The organism is Pseudodesulfovibrio tunisiensis (genome assembly GCF_022809775.1).
Taxonomy (GTDB): domain Bacteria; phylum Desulfobacterota; class Desulfovibrionia; order Desulfovibrionales; family Desulfovibrionaceae; genus Pseudodesulfovibrio; species Pseudodesulfovibrio tunisiensis.
This window is the reverse complement of sequence record NZ_CP094380.1, coordinates 720,246-734,541: the sequence shown is the minus strand read 5'-3', so window position 1 is coordinate 734,541 and position 14,296 is coordinate 720,246. Positions and strand designations below refer to the sequence as shown.

The following is a 14,296-nucleotide window of genomic DNA, read 5'->3' as shown; positions in this document are numbered from 1 at the left end:
TCGTTCTCCTTTTCCGCCCGAGAAAGGCGCGGTTTCGGTTGATGACGGGGACCGCCCCCGGAATGTGAGTGCTCGGCGATAACGCCCGCCGACAGCGATGGAAAAAACAAAAGCCCCGAAGCCGGACTCCTTCGAGTCCATGCAACGGGGCCATGACTGGCGCGGTTGGCCTTGCTGCAACGCGGGGCCGTCATGCGGCGCGGCGTTCAGCGAAATCCGGACGAATCCGGGGAAGTCCGACTACACGGCTTCCCCTCGCTCGATCTTTTCCAGAAGCGATACAATCAGCTTGAGTCCACGCAGAAGCGCGCGGATGATCATCCTGCTTTCCGGGGAAATGCTCATGCCCGATCCCACCTCACAGCGTCATAGTTCGACCGGAACCGCCTGCGGTCCTCCTCGGTCTCGGTCCGATTCCAGAACCGGAAATTGCGACCGTTGCGCAACTCCCGCTGACCACGAAAATGCTTCTCGGCCCTGCGTTCGAACGCCTGTTCCTGTGCCGGGCTCATTGCGCCCCAATCCCGCACGTTTTGTCTGCTCATATCCGCATCACTCCCTGAGCTGCCGAGGCTTCGGCCTTGCGCTGCTCGGTTTCCGCCTTCTGCCGAGCCTGAAGGGCCTCGCGTTCCGCCCTGCTCCTGTCGACTTCCGCCTTGTGCTGTACCTGAAAATCCTCACGTCCTGCCTTGCGCATCTCGCTTCTGGCCTTGGCCTTGGTGGCAAGAATCTCGGCCCGCAGCTTGTCGTTCTCCAGCTCCTTGGCCTGAATCTCCAGAGCCTCCATGCGCTGCTTGAGCTCGGCCATGGCCTGCGCCTCGGCCTTTTCCGATTCCATGCGTTCCATGAGGGCCTGCCTGAGCTCCTCCGGAGTCATGTCCTCCTCGCCCGGCATTCCGCCAAGCAGAGGCCGCAGCCGCATGAGCAGATTGTCCTTGTTCGGCAGGTTGGAAAGCTCAAGGGCCAGAGACATGAGGTGCGGAATCACTTCCGGCGGAGACTGCTTGATCCACTCGATGATGAGGTCCAGATTCTTTTCCCGGACCGTATCGCTCTGCGGCGCATCGGAAATCACGATGTCGTAGCGACCCTGCGTGATGTCGTTGCGGACCTCGAACCCGCCGTCACCACGCGGCACGGTCTCGTTGACCTCCACGAACCGCTCCTGATTCGTGATCCGGTCCGTGATGCGCAACACCTTGGGGCCTTTCCACTTGTCCTGAATCTCCGCACTGACCAGCGTTCCCAATCGGTTGAGGCTGCGCCGCTGATTGTCGAACACCGAGGCCAGCACGGTTGCTCCCTGCCGCTGCCGCTGTTCCAGAGCCCGACCCGAGGTGGCGTTGGACTTGTACCCGAGGGACTCGTCGTTTGCGCCGGATACCTGCTGAATCTCCCGCTCCGAGGCGTACAGAAGGTCCATCTGGGCCGGAGCCAGGTCACGGCCTTCGAGAATCTGGGCCTTGGCAATGCCGCCTTCCTTGAGCACAACCATGCCGTCCATGGAATTCACTTCGTCGTACACGGTCTGCAAGTCGTCCGCCGCGCCTTCCTCGATGATGATCCTCCGCCGCTGCAACTGCGCCAGAGCCATGGCCCGGCGCTTGTTCACTTCCTCGTCCTGTCCGCGAATCTGGCGGGGCAGGCCGAAGGGAAACTGGAAACGATCCAGATAGCCGATGAACGGCACGAAGGGATATTCATCGTGCCCAAAGGGCGAGGCCATGTGCTGCAACACCTGACGCCCCAGAAATGTCATGACGCGCATCTTGCGGACCTGCGCGGAAACCACTTCGGAAGCCTGATGCACGAGCTGGTAGATCAGGGCCGGATCGCAGTCCCGCCTGATCTCGATGCACTGGCCGTCCGGCATGAGCGCGAACAGTCCCTTTTCCATGACCGGATACCAGAGTTCCACGGGCCGCACCCGCTTGCGCTCCGGATCGGTCCAGCGTGTGGAGCCGAGCACGCGCTTGAGCTGCTCCACGTTGTCGGCCTCGTCGCCGTAGATGCTGCCCAGATATTCCGCGTCCTGATGGTTCAAGCCCCTGTACGTCTCGCGTATGGCCTTTTCCTGCTCCGGGAACCAGCCGATCAGCTCCTCCAAATCCATCCACCGCTGATGGAACACGTAGCGGCATTTGTCCGGGTCCAGCCACGGTGATGCGAACGGGTCCCACCAGATTTCCTTCCAGTCGCGCGTATCCAGCTTGATGCGCTCCTTGCGCGGGTCCGGGTTCAGGCCGACATACAGCCAGCCGATCCCGGGAATCGTGGCATTGCGGAACGCCTCGGAAATGAGAAACTGTCCCTGATTCTGGTCCAGCACGAACTGGATGCCCTCGGACATGATCTCGGCCATCTGCCCGTCCTTGTGCGTGCGGGCCTTGGCCACGATGTCCAGCCGATTCACGGCCTGAGAGCCGAGCACGAGGTTCACGGCAGGAAAGGTCCGGTTGATCACGAGCGGATCAAGCCCCTGATCCACGGCATTCTCCCGGTCCCGTGCGGACCACTGCGCTCCGTCATACATCTCCTGATCCCGCCACGACTCGGCCCGCCAATCCCGGGAAGCGGTCTGCGCCTCCTCCACGAAGCCGAGCGCGGTACGCGTATCAATGGGTTTGAGTGCCATCTATCTTCCCTTCCTCCGATTCGGACGAAAACCGCGCTGGTCGCCGGACTGCGGCCTGAAGCCCACGCACAGGTACCGGAACGCGTCCACGGCATGGCTGGTCCAGTCGTGCAGTGGATGATCGTGAAAGCTCCGGGTCTTGTCGTTCCACTCGCGCTGATACTGCCGAAGCGCGTCCACGCCGTGCTTGCATCGGGTGTGATCGAACCAGCACCGGGGCAAGGCGGTCCGGATCGCATTGATGCCGTCCTGCACCGGAATGTTCGGGCAGATGTCGAACCGGATGCCCAGAGACCGGGCCGTTTCCAGCCGGGACTTGCCCGTGCCGAGCTCGCGTACGCGGATGTCATGCGGCGCGATGTGCTGGCCGTACTTGTAGCCCTTGTCGTCCAGCACCTTGGCGTAATGCTCCAGCCCCTGCCCGTGCGCCTCGTAGTAGTCGATCAGGACGAACGAGCCGCCGGGCCGCGCCTGCATGAACCAGATGGACGTGGAATCGGACATGCCCAGATCCCACGCCGTATGCACGGGCAGTGCGGGATCGTAGGGAACGTCCGTCACCCTGCCGCTCTGGTCCGCCGCATTCATGAGCTGGCCGAAATACGCGCCGGGCAGTGCCGCATCAAAGGAGCAGTAGAATTCCTGCTGCACCTTGTCCTCGTCCATGCCCGCGTCCCGCTCCTCCTGAATCGCGGCTTCGGAAATCACATGCGTATCGTCCACGGTCAGCCGCTGGCAGAACCAGTTCGGGTTGTGCCGGGCCATGTCGTATATCTCCCAGCCGTGGTTTCTGCCGCGCGGCGTGTAGATGAACAGGGCCCAGCCCATGTTCTCGGCCAGAATCGGACGGATGTAGTCCCACGCCAGCGGATCGGCCAGAGACCATTCGGAAAAGATCACGCCGACCGGGTTGGAGCCGACCAGCGCATTGTAGTTGTCGCTGCCGCACAACTGCCAGATGGAGCCGCACTTGAGTTCGATGAGCATCTCCTGCGAGCTGGTACGGCTGCGGATCACGGGCGGGAACACCTGATCGATGATGCGTCGGCCTTCCCTGTCAATGCCGTTCCAGACGGATCGACGCGCCTGCTTCTGCGTGGGCAGCATGTGCCAGTACACGCCGACACGCTCATGCGCCTTCACGCACGTCATGTTCAGCGCCGTGGAGTCCTTGCCCGCCCTTCGATGCCAGACCACGACACCACGCAGACAGCCACCCGCAAACGACTGCCACAGCGGCAGCTGGTGCGGACGCGGATTCCAGTTGTATGGCAGATCAATTTCCATTCTCGCCGTTGCTCTCGTCATCGTAGCGTTTCAGGTTGATGGTCAGACTGCCTTCCACGTTGTGGTCGACCTTCTCGTTGAACATCCCGAGGTGCTTTCCCAGCAGCTCGTTCCCGCGCAAGGCTCCGTGGCTGTCGAACGTGTACGCTGGCACCTGTTCCCCGGCCGCGTTCTCCACGTACACCGGCTTTCCCTTGCGATCGGTCACAGGTTCCGCCTGCATGCACCGCTCGACAATGCTCACGATGTTCTTCAGCACGTAATCCTGCGTGATCTGCGTACGTTCCGTCCGTTTCTCAAGCTCTTCCCGTATCGCAGCCTGAATCTCAGCTTTCTTCAACAGTCGCTGTCCCTGCGAATAGGCCGACCTTTTGCTGTACCCGGCACGAATGGCGGCCTGCGTTGCGTTCAGGTCCACAAGGTATTCCTGAACAAACGCCCTTTGCCTTGCCGTCAGTTGCGCCGTCTTGCCTGCCATGTCATTTTCCCACGTCTGAAGACCCCAAAACAGAAATCGAAAGCTATGATCCTTCAACCTATGCCCTGCGAATTATCGAGCCTGCGGAGTCCATCCGACCGTTTTCCCTTTCAGGGCTCGGGCTGGCCGTCGTCACCACTCCCGAATCATTCGAACCGCGCTCGTTTATCCGTTACGCCGGGGCTTACTGCTCCTGCCCGGCAGATCGGCCTCCGGGGTCATGTGAGGCCGCAGGGTTTCAGTCATTGAAAAATGTCTATCGCCCGTACTTTTCCAGCCAGCCCTTGATCCAGCCGATGTCGTTCTTGACCTCGGCCATGTCGGACCTGAGACTGGAAGTCGCATCGATCTCGAGCCGCAATTGCCGGATGTCCTTGGAATTCGCCTGAACCTGTCCCTGCAGCCCGGAAGCCCACCAGATGGCGGCCACGGTCTGCATCAGGATGGCAAAGACAAGGGCGAGGGGAATCTTCTTGTCCAGAGTCCAGGGACTGCTCATTTCGAGCCTCCCCTGCTCAGGGCGTCCCGGACTCCGCGCACGGCCCCGGGCAGGTAGTCACCGATCTTCTTCACGCCCAGCACCGCAGCCACGATCCAGAAGAAAATCTGAAGAAACCAGTCGGGCAGGGACTCCCACGCATGGAGCACCTTGGCCGCCTCTTCCGGGCAGAACCCGGACCAGATGAAGAACCCGATCCAAGCGAAGAACAGCACATCGTCCTTCCACCCGGCGTTCTCCAGCTGCTTCATCTCCCACTCGTGATTGAACTCCTGATCCGACCGGGCCAGACGGACACGGTTCTCGACAACAGCCTTCCGAATCTCCTGCTTGCCCTTGAAGTGGCCGGTCACACCCTGCACGATGGTTGTGGCCAGTCCGGCCACGGCTCCGATGATGGGCAGCACGGCTACACCTCGCTCGCGTCGATGATGGTCAGGGCAAAGGGCTGGTTGTCGGCGACAGACAGGAACTCCGTCACGGTGTCGCGGGAAGTCAGGATGCCGCGCTGTCCGTCAAGGGTGCCGTATCGCCTGCCGAGCAGCACGCATCCCTCGGTATCCCGGACCAGATTGCCGGGATGCACCAGAATGTGGGTGCGGCCGGGTACGTTCGCGATCTCGTACACGTCGCCGAATCCGGGGGAATGCACGGGCTGGCAGAAATACCGGCCCTCCGGGATGCAGGACGCGCCCACGGCGTTGTCCCGATCCTGCGGTTCCAAGGTCATGCAAAAGACATGGCCGTTCAGCTTCAATACGCCGAACGTGCCGTCCTCGCCCTTTTCCAGTCGTACCAGCTCTGCCCTGTCGATCATGCTGTTTCCCCTTCGCGGTGGTCCGGTCAGGCCGCACGGATATCGCACCGCCGAGCCACAAGCAGGACGGGCGGTCCGGGCCTGAACGCGGACCCTCTTCAGTTGCCCGGGATTCTACCACGGGGGATTTTGCGCAGGACGACAGGGAACGGCACAGAACGGGAGAAGACGGGAATATGGGGGGTTGACAGGGATGAGACGGGAAAAGGAAAGGCGGCACAAAATACTTATTCGAAACGAATGCTTTTAACTATTTTTTTATAGTATTTTTTTTGAAGGAGTTTGAATGCATCATATGAATCGTTTTTATTCAAATAAGATTTGCCCACAATCAGAACCTCTATCATCCCCATCGGAACACAAACGAAGGACATTCCATATGTATGAGCTCCATCCATTTTTACATGAAACCCATACTGCAATCCATGCGCTCCCGAAACGGTCAATATTTGTGGATTAAAAGTCTGAAAATTTTTGCCAGAAGATTTTTCAATATACCTTAAATACCTTCTCACACGTTTCGTTTCATGCCGCTGCAATTTATAGAGATATAATATATCTTGTTTGTATGGAATGTTGTGAATACTAACCAGAATACTTCCGTCCGGGCCTTCATACGCAGCCAACTTGGTTGTCATATCTCTTTCTGTTGTATTAAATGTCTTAAAATCAACACCGTCTGGGCCTGAAAAAGATATCCCATAAGCAGTGAAAGCATTGCTGGCATATGTATTATTTGGATATATAAAAACAAAAGTTAGAATATGCACAACGCCAAGCAACAACAAATTCCGCACTTCCAGCCTCTTATGATATTCCAATTCAATACCCTTGCTTGCGCCTTAAAAATTGGCAAGGAAAGCTAACAAACCAAGCAGATACAGCACACCGGAAAGCCATGGCACCCAAACCAAGGTCCCTCCTATTTTTTTCAAACGCAACTTGTTGTCCTTGTTTGGGAATAAACGGCATATGGATTCAATGCTCTTCCGAGCGTTTTTGTAATACATATGATATCCTGCCCACCCCACGTAGCAATGCGCAATGAATCCAACAATTGGAATGAACGATAGAACCAAGACAAAGGCAGCTTGAGGGTACAGTTTCCGATACAGCAACCAAGCGGGAGCAAAAAAGAATCCGGGCCAATGCCACTTCCCTTTGTACTTGCCATCAAGACTATCGAAAAGCTCAATCCTCTCATAATATTTAATAAAATTATTTCCAACAAATGCTTCATAATCCTCGACAGAAATCCCAGTCCGCATAGACGAAGAGTCTGCCCTTTCTGTCTGTTGCTGCTTTGTCGCAGCTACGATCTGCTTGCCGATTTTCGAATCCGATTTGACTTCATCTTGCTGATACAAAGCTTGAACCCCCTTTTCCGGTTCCTGTTGAGGCTGTTTCGCCTCCACAGAGACTTCAGCGGTCGGGACATTGATCAACTTGGCCACAACCACGCAAAGCACAAAAAGGCCAACCATAACCAATATGATCAAGACGTTGGAATCCATCTTCTGACCTCACTTCTAGACAAAAAAAATACCCAGAAGGCATTTGCGTTATTGGCATATCTCTACTTGAACAAAAGTCAAATTTTCTTATTGACAGTTTGTAATCATGTAATTATTAAATTCTTATGAAAGAAGAACAAACCACATTTACAATGAGGCTCAACAAAAAACTCCACCGCAGGATTAAAATCCTTGCAGCAACGGAAGGCATGACCATCAAGGACATGTTCATTGAATGCATGGAAAAAAGACTGAAAGAGGCCGAGGAAAAGAAAAAGGAAACCAAGTAACCAAACAAAAAAAACGGCCCCGGAGGGAACGGCAATTCCCAACCGAGGCCTAACCACAAACGACCTTCAAGGGAGGTACGTCATGGCTCAGCGCAACGTAAACGAATCGCTATTCGTCCGCAACGGCAATGTTCTCGTCGTCAACTTCCATCCATCCGTTCAACCGGCCCAATCCCACCCCAATCCTTCCGCCCGCCAGTGCAGCCTTGAGGAAGCCCTTTGCGATCTGGTGAAACTCAGCGCCTTTGGTGCCCACAATCAGGTTGTCGCCCGTTCCTGCCAAGACAAGGCCATCGACATTGCTCATGCCATTGAGCACACCGTAGGCAATCTGCGTATCACTCTGGACAAGGAATACACCCAAGCCGAGCTTGTTCACCCCCTGCATGGAGGTTGCCATGCCTAGCAACATCATCCCCTTCCAATTCGATCAGGCCAATGTTCGTGTGGTTCAGGACGATCAGGGTGAACCCTGGTTCGTGGCAAAGGATGTGGCTGAAGTGTTGGGATATGCCGACACGGATCAAGCTATCCGTTCACATTGCAAAGCAGCTCTGACCTCACCCGTAAAAATGACGGGGCAGGCTCGGCACATGAAGATCATCCCCGAACGTGATGTCTATCGCCTCATCATGCGCTCCAAGCTTCCCGCAGCTGAGCGATTTGAGGAATGGGTGGTTGGCGAAGTTCTGCCGACCATACGCAAGCATGGCGCATACATGACGCCGGAGAAGATAGAGGAAGCCTTGCTCAATCCGGATACGATCATCCGGCTGGCTACAGACCTCAAGACTGAACGGCAAAAAAGGCTGGCCGAGAGCAAAAAGCGTGAGGTGGCAGAAGCGGAAAGAGACAGGCTCAAGCCCAAGGCCGAAACATTGGATTCGCTCATGGCTTCGGACACGGCTCTGCCCATCGGATCGGTAGCCAAGGCCCTGCACAAGGATTTCGGAATTGGCCGCAACAAACTGTTCAAGTTTCTCCGGGATCGGGGAGTCCTCATGGCGAACAATGAACCCAAACAGATTTACATGGACCGAGGATATTTCCGTGTCGTGGAACGCCGCTACGAGGTTCACGGCGAGATGCGCGTAGGCACGCAAACGCTCGTCTACCAGCGAGGCGTGACCTTCATCGTGAAGCTGCTACGAAAATCGGAAGACAAGGAAGCCGCATAAGGCAAGGAAGCCGGGGATAACACCTCGGCTTCCTTTTTTGCAAACACTCCTCAAATGGCTGGATATCGCACCGCCGAGCAACAAGCAGGACGGGAGAGGACGGCACAGAACGGGAAAAGACGGAAATATGGGGGGTTGACAGGGATGAGACGGGAAAAGGAAAGGCGGCCATGATTATAGGCAAAGAGGAGAACGCCGTGTTGGGGCTTACAAGACTCTTATTTCGCGCTCTTGACCCGCCCTTTGACATGTACTATTTATTGTACAGCAAGAAGGAGGAACTTATGCCTGAAGCCATCACTTACACCGAAGCTCGCCAGAAGCTAGCGTCAAAAATGGACGAAGTCTGTGATACCCACGAGCCGGTAATCATCACTCGCCGCAAGGCCGAGGCTGTAGTCATGATGTCCTTGAGGGATTACAATAGCATCACGGAAACCGCATATTTGCTCAGAAGCCCGGCCAATGCAGCTCTCCTTCGGGCAAGCATTCAGGCGGCCGAGTCCGGGCATTTGGAATCGCACACTCTCATGGAGGAATGATGACTCTCCTCACATGGACCCCGCAAGCATGGGATGATTACCTGGACTGGCAAAAGACTGACAAAAAGACACTTAAACGAATCAATTCGTTGATTCGAGATGCGATACGAACCCCATTCGAAGGAACCGGAAAACCCGAACCTCTCCGCTTTGATCTAGCGGGCTATTGGTCCCGCCGAATCGACCATGAACACCGTCTTGTATACAAATTTGACGGGAAAACGGATACACTGATTGTTGTTCAATGTCGCTATCACTATTAAAATCAGATAAATATTCAAAAATACAAACTGTCATCTGTTATAACTAAATGCAGGTCTCTTCATTCTCTTCATATTCGAAGCGAATAGAGTAGTATTTTTTAGGCTCAATACCATATAACAGACGGTTTGATATAAGTGCATAGAATAGTGACCAAGCCTTGAGACATGCCCCCCTAAATACTGATTACCTTCTTCTGTCTTTGTGATTTCTCTACGAAGAGATTCAACTATGCCGGAAGATTTTTTCCATCTACACTTTAATTATTTAAATCAAGGCAGTTACTTAAATCAAAACGGCCCCAAGCTTTTCGCCGGGGCCGTTCATGATTCGACTCGTCTTTCCACTCAGCTCTAGCCAAGCATCAGCAGATTCACGAGGTACTCCTTTTTGTCCTTGTGGAGTCGCAGGTAGCCTTCGTCGTACAGCTTTTTCAAATCCCTTCTGGCGGTGGATTCGCTTACCCCGGCGTACAGGTGCTTCATGACCGGATGCGAGAACAAATCCGACAGTGTAAAAGGCTTGAGCGTTTCCAGACAAAGCAGGAGCAGATCAGCCTGACGTTTGGAGAGCGCCTTGTTCTTCTTCTGGAAATAGACAAAATCCCGGATGGACATTTGCCGTATGGAGTACGTCACCTGTTCCTTGATCTCCTTCAGGGACTCGATCACCCCATCGAAGAAGAACGACAGGAACGGAGTAATGTCTTTCCTGTTCTTGCTCTTGTGCACGCTCGAGAACGCGATGAAATAGTCGTCGATGTTCCGGTAGTAGTAATTCGACATCATCTGGGGCAGATACTTGATTCCGGCTCCGTGCATGACCATGGCTTCGATGAACCGGGCCGTCCTGCCGTTGCCGTCCTGAAACGGATGAATCCTGGCCAGATGGAAATGAGCCGCAGCCGCCCGGATCATCGCGTCCGTTTCAAGCATTTCCTTGCAGTTGATCCACTCGACGAAAATCCGCATCAGATTCTCTATGTCCACAAGAATTTTGGGCGGCGTGTATGTCCCGCCATGCTCAGGATTGCCGACGTACACGGGCTCGTTCCGGTATAGACCGGGAGAGTTGTGATAGTAATCCAATCCTCTCGTCAGAACGTTGTGGACATCCTTGATGAACTTCTCCCTCACCTTCCACGGACCGCCCTGCCCTTTTTTCTCCAGAAAGGCATAGGCCCTTTTCAGGTTGTCGATTTCCAGCTCCGACCTGTTGGAAAGCTCTTCCCTTTTTTTCGAGGTAAGAACAGCTTCGACCTCATCCTCGGTCAGCTTGTTTCCTTCTATTGCGGCGGTCCCGAAGATGGACCTCCTGACAAGATCGGTCTGCATCCGGGCGGAAACATGCGGCAGAATGGGCAACCCGGTGACGGTCTGATACAGAATCTTCGCTTCCAGAACTTTGGGCATAATCAGGGCCGCATCATGTTCGCAGGAAAAGACGAACTTCCCGGACTTGAAAGTCAGATGCTCGGCGACAGGTATTTTTGAAGCCATAAATGAAACCTTAACTCTGCTGAATTTATAGCATTTTCATGAAATTCTTTCTCAATGTGAAAACTTTTTTACCGCGTATTTCGGCAACTGGCAAGCATTCCACGATACGCGCTCATGCGCGTCCATGTTTTCTCTCAAAATCAAACGGCCCCGGACATTCCATCCAGAGCCGTTCTTTCACGCAGACCTACGCCCGAATCATGCCCACTACACAGCCTCGGCCGCCCGGAACTTGCGGGCCCGCCATTGCTGCAACTCCCGCGCTGATGCGGAATACCTCGGCTGGCCTCCCCGTTCGGTGTACTCCACGGCGATGGGCGCACCGAGGCGCACCCATCGAAGCACACGATCCCGTCCGACCCCGAACCGGGCCTTGATCTGAGCCATGGAGGTCAACAGATCGTCGTTCATGCCGCCCGCTCCTTGAAATCCACCACGATCACGCCGGGCAATTCCCTTGCAGGCGACACCTCGTACTTGCCCGGCTCTATCCCGAGCTCCCGGGCAATGGTCGTTGCGGATATGACCCGTTCGGTCCGGCTCGTGCCGCCGCGCACCTTGACGGAATTCAGATCACGGGGCTTGTCCAGCAGCCTGATTGCCACGCTCTTGCGCTCCCTGTTCTCGAACAGATCGGCATAGGCGTACCGTTCCAGACCGAAAATCGTTGTCGCTGCCGCGTTCAGGTAAAAGTTCATGCAGCCCGTGCCTTCCCGAACCGTGAGCAGCGGCGGGTTGTGCCCGAGTCTCCGTCCGCCGGTCCGACGCTTGAACGTCAGGCCGTTCAGCACCAGAATATCCCCGTCACTGGCAACCGGGGCTGGCGTGGACTGAACCTCGGGTGCGACCTCGGTTGTCCGGCATTTGTCCCTGGCTTTGTCCTGCATGTCCTGTCGCAATTCCGCAGCCGTGGGATGTTTTGCCCGGATTTCCGGGTCAGCCTTGCATCGATAGCACAGGCCACGACTGTCCAAACCAATGGGGCCGCGTCCGCAATGTGCGCATTTGCCATGTCTTGCCATCTTCTCGACCTCCTTCTCGATGTTGCTTTCGCTGGTATTCGAGGCCTTGGCCCAAACGGTCAGGCCGTAATCGCATTTCGCGCATTCCGGGTAGCCGTGAATCCCGCGCCGATGTTGCGCGAGCTTGAGCAGGCAGACCCGAGGCTGTCCCATGTACTGGCAGTGTTTTCCGCTGTTCATGCCGCATCGTCTCCCTTGCCGAACATGTATTCCTGCAAGGCTTCCCGGGCTTCGAAGTCTCCCTTGCAGACCCTGACCAGATACCCGGCCCGTCTCAGGGCCGAGATCATCCGCTTTTGCGCATCGGACAACCTGCCGCCCTTTTGGCGTTTCATCTCGATGTAGAGCCCGTGATACCCAAGCCGAGGCCACGCCAGACAGATATCCGGCACTCCCGGCTTGACCCCTTCGGCCTTGAGCTTGCCAGCCACGGCCGGTAGCCGATGCCCGCCATTCGGGATGGCGTACAGCAACGGCTCCACTTCCGGCGGCAGGCAGTCATTGGCCCAATTGAAAAACGCAACCTGTTCCTCGTGCTCTGTCGGCACGATTTCCGGCGCAACCTGATCAGGCGCGACCCTGCCCATGGCCCGGGCTTTTCGTTGCAGTCCTTCCAGTCCGCCCATTTCACGCAGTTCCCGGGCCGAGATGTGCGGTTGCAGCTCACGCATGAAACTGCCTCCGCACGAACTCTCCGGCAGCCCGCATGGACGGACGGCAGGCAACCGGAATCTTGCTGGCCCCTTGGGTCACGATCACTCCGCCGTCCACGGGAACCAGCTCCGCGACAACGCCGGACCAGTCTCCGCGCGGCTGTCGATCCTCGCCGAACACGGAAAACGTGCCATCGGGATTCCGCAGAAATTCGAGCTTCATCATGCCGCCCCTCCCTTCCGGGTCTGTTCCCGGGCAAGCCGTCCGGCTTCGGCAAAACCGAGTCGGGGATTCCTGCGCCGGAGATTGGCCACCAGTTGCACCACGCGGTTGGTCCGGGTGTAATCCTCAGGCCTTTCGCCAAGGGGCAGCGTCAGGAGCTTGCCCTTGGGCATTCGACGATTCTCCACGGCCTTGGCAGCTTCAAGAATCTCCGCAGTGCACGGAAAGAACCTGTGACTGCGGCGATACTCGGCCACGGCCTCAAGAAACAGCCTCTCGCTCAAGTGCCCGAGGTCCGCCTCCCAGATCGGGAGCAAAGCCGCAATTTCGTCCGGTCCCATCATCGCCGCCGGGTAGTTCAAAGCCAGAACCGCAATTTCCTCGAGCATTCTGTCGCTGCTGATTTTCACGTTGACTCCTCGCCTGATTCAGGGCCTTTGCAAGCCGTTGTCGATTCTGCGCGTTCTGCTGGGCCTGCGTCTTCGCCTGTGGCATCCCGGAGACCAGGGCCGAGCCATCCTGCGGAGCCTTGTACGGCGTGTCGTTCCAGCGTTTGTCGCGCAAATAGTTCTCGAATTTCGGCGGACATCTGGTGAATCGTCCGTCCTCCTGAGCCATGAGCAGAATGTGCTCACGGATCGCCCACGGTTCTTCCAGCGTGCCGTTGTCTTCCAGACGGCACCATTCACGCCACGCCGCTTCCTCGCCCTGCTTGAGCGGATAGACCTGCCAGCAGGCAAGAAACCCCTGCCGGGATGGTCGGCCCTTGGAAGGCGAATCGGTTTTTACGGGACGGGAAGAAGGCGGGTCGCCTCCACCCAAAAAATCTTCCGGCATGCGCTTTGTCGGAGAGGAAGACTCTTGGAGTTTAGAAGAGCTTGTATTTGTATCTTCTGGAGTAGGAGATGGAGTAGGAGATGGAGAAGGGGGCGTTACTTCCATGTCACTCGAATGTTTTGCCCTGTAACGACGTTGCCTTTTTGCGTTGGAATTATTGACTTTTTGCTCTCTCCACATGCGCCGATTTATGAGCGTTATCTTTGCGTTACAAAGCGTTACTTCTGCGTTACTTTTTGCGTTACCATGTAACGCTTCCGTAACGCCCGCGCCTGTGAATTCGCCCTCTTTTATGACCCATTCCCCATCAATTGAGAGGTCAGCAAATCCGTATTGAATGATCTCCAAGACAAACTCCAAAAACTCTGCCGGGAACATGCCAAGGGCTTTGCATATCGATGTGCCGGGACCATCAAGACGGCCCCTCTGAGGATTGCGCCACATGCGGCAGAGGGTGCGCATCCAGCGCCCTTGCGTAGCGTCCGAGGCCTGCATAAGTCGGGTGTCCGACAGCCAGTCGTCGGGATAAATTTGGAATGCCGGTGCTTTCTTCGCCATAAG

Annotated in this window: 20 protein-coding genes; 4 read left to right on the top strand and 16 right to left on the bottom strand. The window is 56.0% G+C overall.

The genetic code is table 11. The features are described from left to right. Window positions 1-341: 341 nt before the first annotated feature. From MPN23_RS03680 to MPN23_RS03640, 9 genes are all read right to left on the bottom strand, one after another. Window positions 342-545: a hypothetical protein gene (locus tag MPN23_RS03680; RefSeq protein ID WP_243546204.1), complete on the bottom strand. Its 204-nt coding sequence runs from the start codon at window positions 543-545 to the stop codon at window positions 342-344. Then, a complete protein-coding gene (locus tag MPN23_RS03675) occupies window positions 542-2,635 on the bottom strand; it encodes a portal protein (protein WP_243546203.1) in 2,094 nt (697 codons plus the stop codon). Before MPN23_RS03675 ends, MPN23_RS03680 begins: the two co-directional genes overlap by 4 nt. After that, window positions 2,636-3,922, bottom strand: coding sequence for a hypothetical protein (locus MPN23_RS03670; protein WP_243546202.1), 1,287 nt, complete (start codon window positions 3,920-3,922; stop codon window positions 2,636-2,638). It abuts the gene before it with no gap. Beyond that, complete coding sequence (locus tag MPN23_RS03665; protein WP_243546201.1) at window positions 3,912-4,400, bottom strand: terminase small subunit; 489 nt, start codon at window positions 4,398-4,400, stop codon at window positions 3,912-3,914. The genes MPN23_RS03670 and MPN23_RS03665 overlap by 11 nt, the downstream gene beginning before the upstream one ends. A gap of 256 nt (window positions 4,401-4,656) precedes the next feature. After that, window positions 4,657-4,899 carry a hypothetical protein gene (locus tag MPN23_RS03660; RefSeq protein WP_243546200.1) on the bottom strand — a complete coding sequence of 81 codons (243 nt, stop codon included), beginning with the start codon at window positions 4,897-4,899 and terminating at the stop codon, window positions 4,657-4,659. Continuing rightward, on the bottom strand, window positions 4,896-5,306 hold the full coding sequence (locus MPN23_RS03655) for a hypothetical protein (RefSeq protein WP_243546199.1): 411 nt from the start codon (window positions 5,304-5,306) through the stop codon (window positions 4,896-4,898). Before MPN23_RS03655 ends, MPN23_RS03660 begins: the two co-directional genes overlap by 4 nt. Before the next feature lie 2 nt (window positions 5,307-5,308). Continuing rightward, window positions 5,309-5,716: a DUF5675 family protein gene (locus MPN23_RS03650; RefSeq protein WP_243546198.1), complete on the bottom strand. Its 408-nt coding sequence runs from the start codon at window positions 5,714-5,716 to the stop codon at window positions 5,309-5,311. 227 nt (window positions 5,717-5,943) lie between these two features. Continuing rightward, window positions 5,944-6,537: a hypothetical protein gene (locus MPN23_RS03645; RefSeq protein WP_243546197.1), complete on the bottom strand. Its 594-nt coding sequence runs from the start codon at window positions 6,535-6,537 to the stop codon at window positions 5,944-5,946. Window positions 6,538-6,558: 21 nt separating this feature from the next. Beyond that, entirely contained in the window at window positions 6,559-7,230 is a 672-nt protein-coding gene (locus MPN23_RS03640) for a DUF2628 domain-containing protein (RefSeq protein ID WP_243546196.1), read from the bottom strand. A gap of 372 nt (window positions 7,231-7,602) precedes the next feature. Between MPN23_RS03640 and MPN23_RS03635 the strand changes: the two genes are divergently transcribed. The 4 genes from MPN23_RS03635 to MPN23_RS03620 all read left to right on the top strand — a co-directional run bounded on the left by MPN23_RS03635 (window position 7,603) and on the right by MPN23_RS03620 (window position 9,503). Further along, window positions 7,603-7,926 (top strand): hypothetical protein, encoded by a 324-nt coding sequence (locus MPN23_RS03635; RefSeq protein ID WP_243546195.1) that lies wholly within the window; start codon window positions 7,603-7,605, stop codon window positions 7,924-7,926. Then, a complete protein-coding gene (locus MPN23_RS03630) occupies window positions 7,919-8,698 on the top strand; it encodes a BRO family protein (RefSeq protein WP_243546194.1) in 780 nt (259 codons plus the stop codon). The genes MPN23_RS03635 and MPN23_RS03630 overlap by 8 nt, the downstream gene beginning before the upstream one ends. 170 nt (window positions 8,699-8,868) lie before the next feature. Beyond that, complete coding sequence (locus MPN23_RS03625; RefSeq protein WP_243546193.1) at window positions 8,869-9,240, top strand: type II toxin-antitoxin system Phd/YefM family antitoxin; 372 nt, start codon at window positions 8,869-8,871, stop codon at window positions 9,238-9,240. Then, complete coding sequence (locus tag MPN23_RS03620; RefSeq protein ID WP_341540094.1) at window positions 9,237-9,503, top strand: Txe/YoeB family addiction module toxin; 267 nt, start codon at window positions 9,237-9,239, stop codon at window positions 9,501-9,503. The genes MPN23_RS03625 and MPN23_RS03620 overlap by 4 nt, the downstream gene beginning before the upstream one ends. A gap of 351 nt (window positions 9,504-9,854) precedes the next feature. On the opposite strand, the gene MPN23_RS03615 is transcribed toward MPN23_RS03620, so the two are convergent. The 7 genes from MPN23_RS03615 to MPN23_RS03585 all read right to left on the bottom strand — a co-directional run bounded on the left by MPN23_RS03615 (window position 9,855) and on the right by MPN23_RS03585 (window position 14,293). After that, the gene (locus tag MPN23_RS03615; protein WP_243546192.1) at window positions 9,855-11,000 is read right to left on the bottom strand and encodes a Fic family protein; all 1,146 of its coding nucleotides are present in this window, start codon (window positions 10,998-11,000) and stop codon (window positions 9,855-9,857) included. A 207-nt stretch (window positions 11,001-11,207) separates the two neighbouring features. Next, window positions 11,208-11,411: a MerR family transcriptional regulator gene (locus tag MPN23_RS03610; protein ID WP_243546191.1), complete on the bottom strand. Its 204-nt coding sequence runs from the start codon at window positions 11,409-11,411 to the stop codon at window positions 11,208-11,210. After that, on the bottom strand, window positions 11,408-12,202 hold the full coding sequence (locus MPN23_RS03605) for a hypothetical protein (protein ID WP_243546190.1): 795 nt from the start codon (window positions 12,200-12,202) through the stop codon (window positions 11,408-11,410). The genes MPN23_RS03610 and MPN23_RS03605 overlap by 4 nt, the downstream gene beginning before the upstream one ends. Continuing rightward, window positions 12,199-12,693: a VRR-NUC domain-containing protein gene (locus tag MPN23_RS03600; RefSeq protein ID WP_243546189.1), complete on the bottom strand. Its 495-nt coding sequence runs from the start codon at window positions 12,691-12,693 to the stop codon at window positions 12,199-12,201. Before MPN23_RS03600 ends, MPN23_RS03605 begins: the two co-directional genes overlap by 4 nt. After that, window positions 12,686-12,901: a hypothetical protein gene (locus tag MPN23_RS03595; RefSeq protein WP_243546188.1), complete on the bottom strand. Its 216-nt coding sequence runs from the start codon at window positions 12,899-12,901 to the stop codon at window positions 12,686-12,688. Before MPN23_RS03595 ends, MPN23_RS03600 begins: the two co-directional genes overlap by 8 nt. Continuing rightward, entirely contained in the window at window positions 12,898-13,182 is a 285-nt protein-coding gene (locus MPN23_RS03590) for a hypothetical protein (protein ID WP_243546187.1), read from the bottom strand. Before MPN23_RS03590 ends, MPN23_RS03595 begins: the two co-directional genes overlap by 4 nt. Further along, a complete protein-coding gene (locus MPN23_RS03585; protein ID WP_243546186.1) occupies window positions 13,160-14,293 on the bottom strand; it encodes a hypothetical protein in 1,134 nt (377 codons plus the stop codon). Before MPN23_RS03585 ends, MPN23_RS03590 begins: the two co-directional genes overlap by 23 nt. Window positions 14,294-14,296 lie beyond the last annotated feature (3 nt).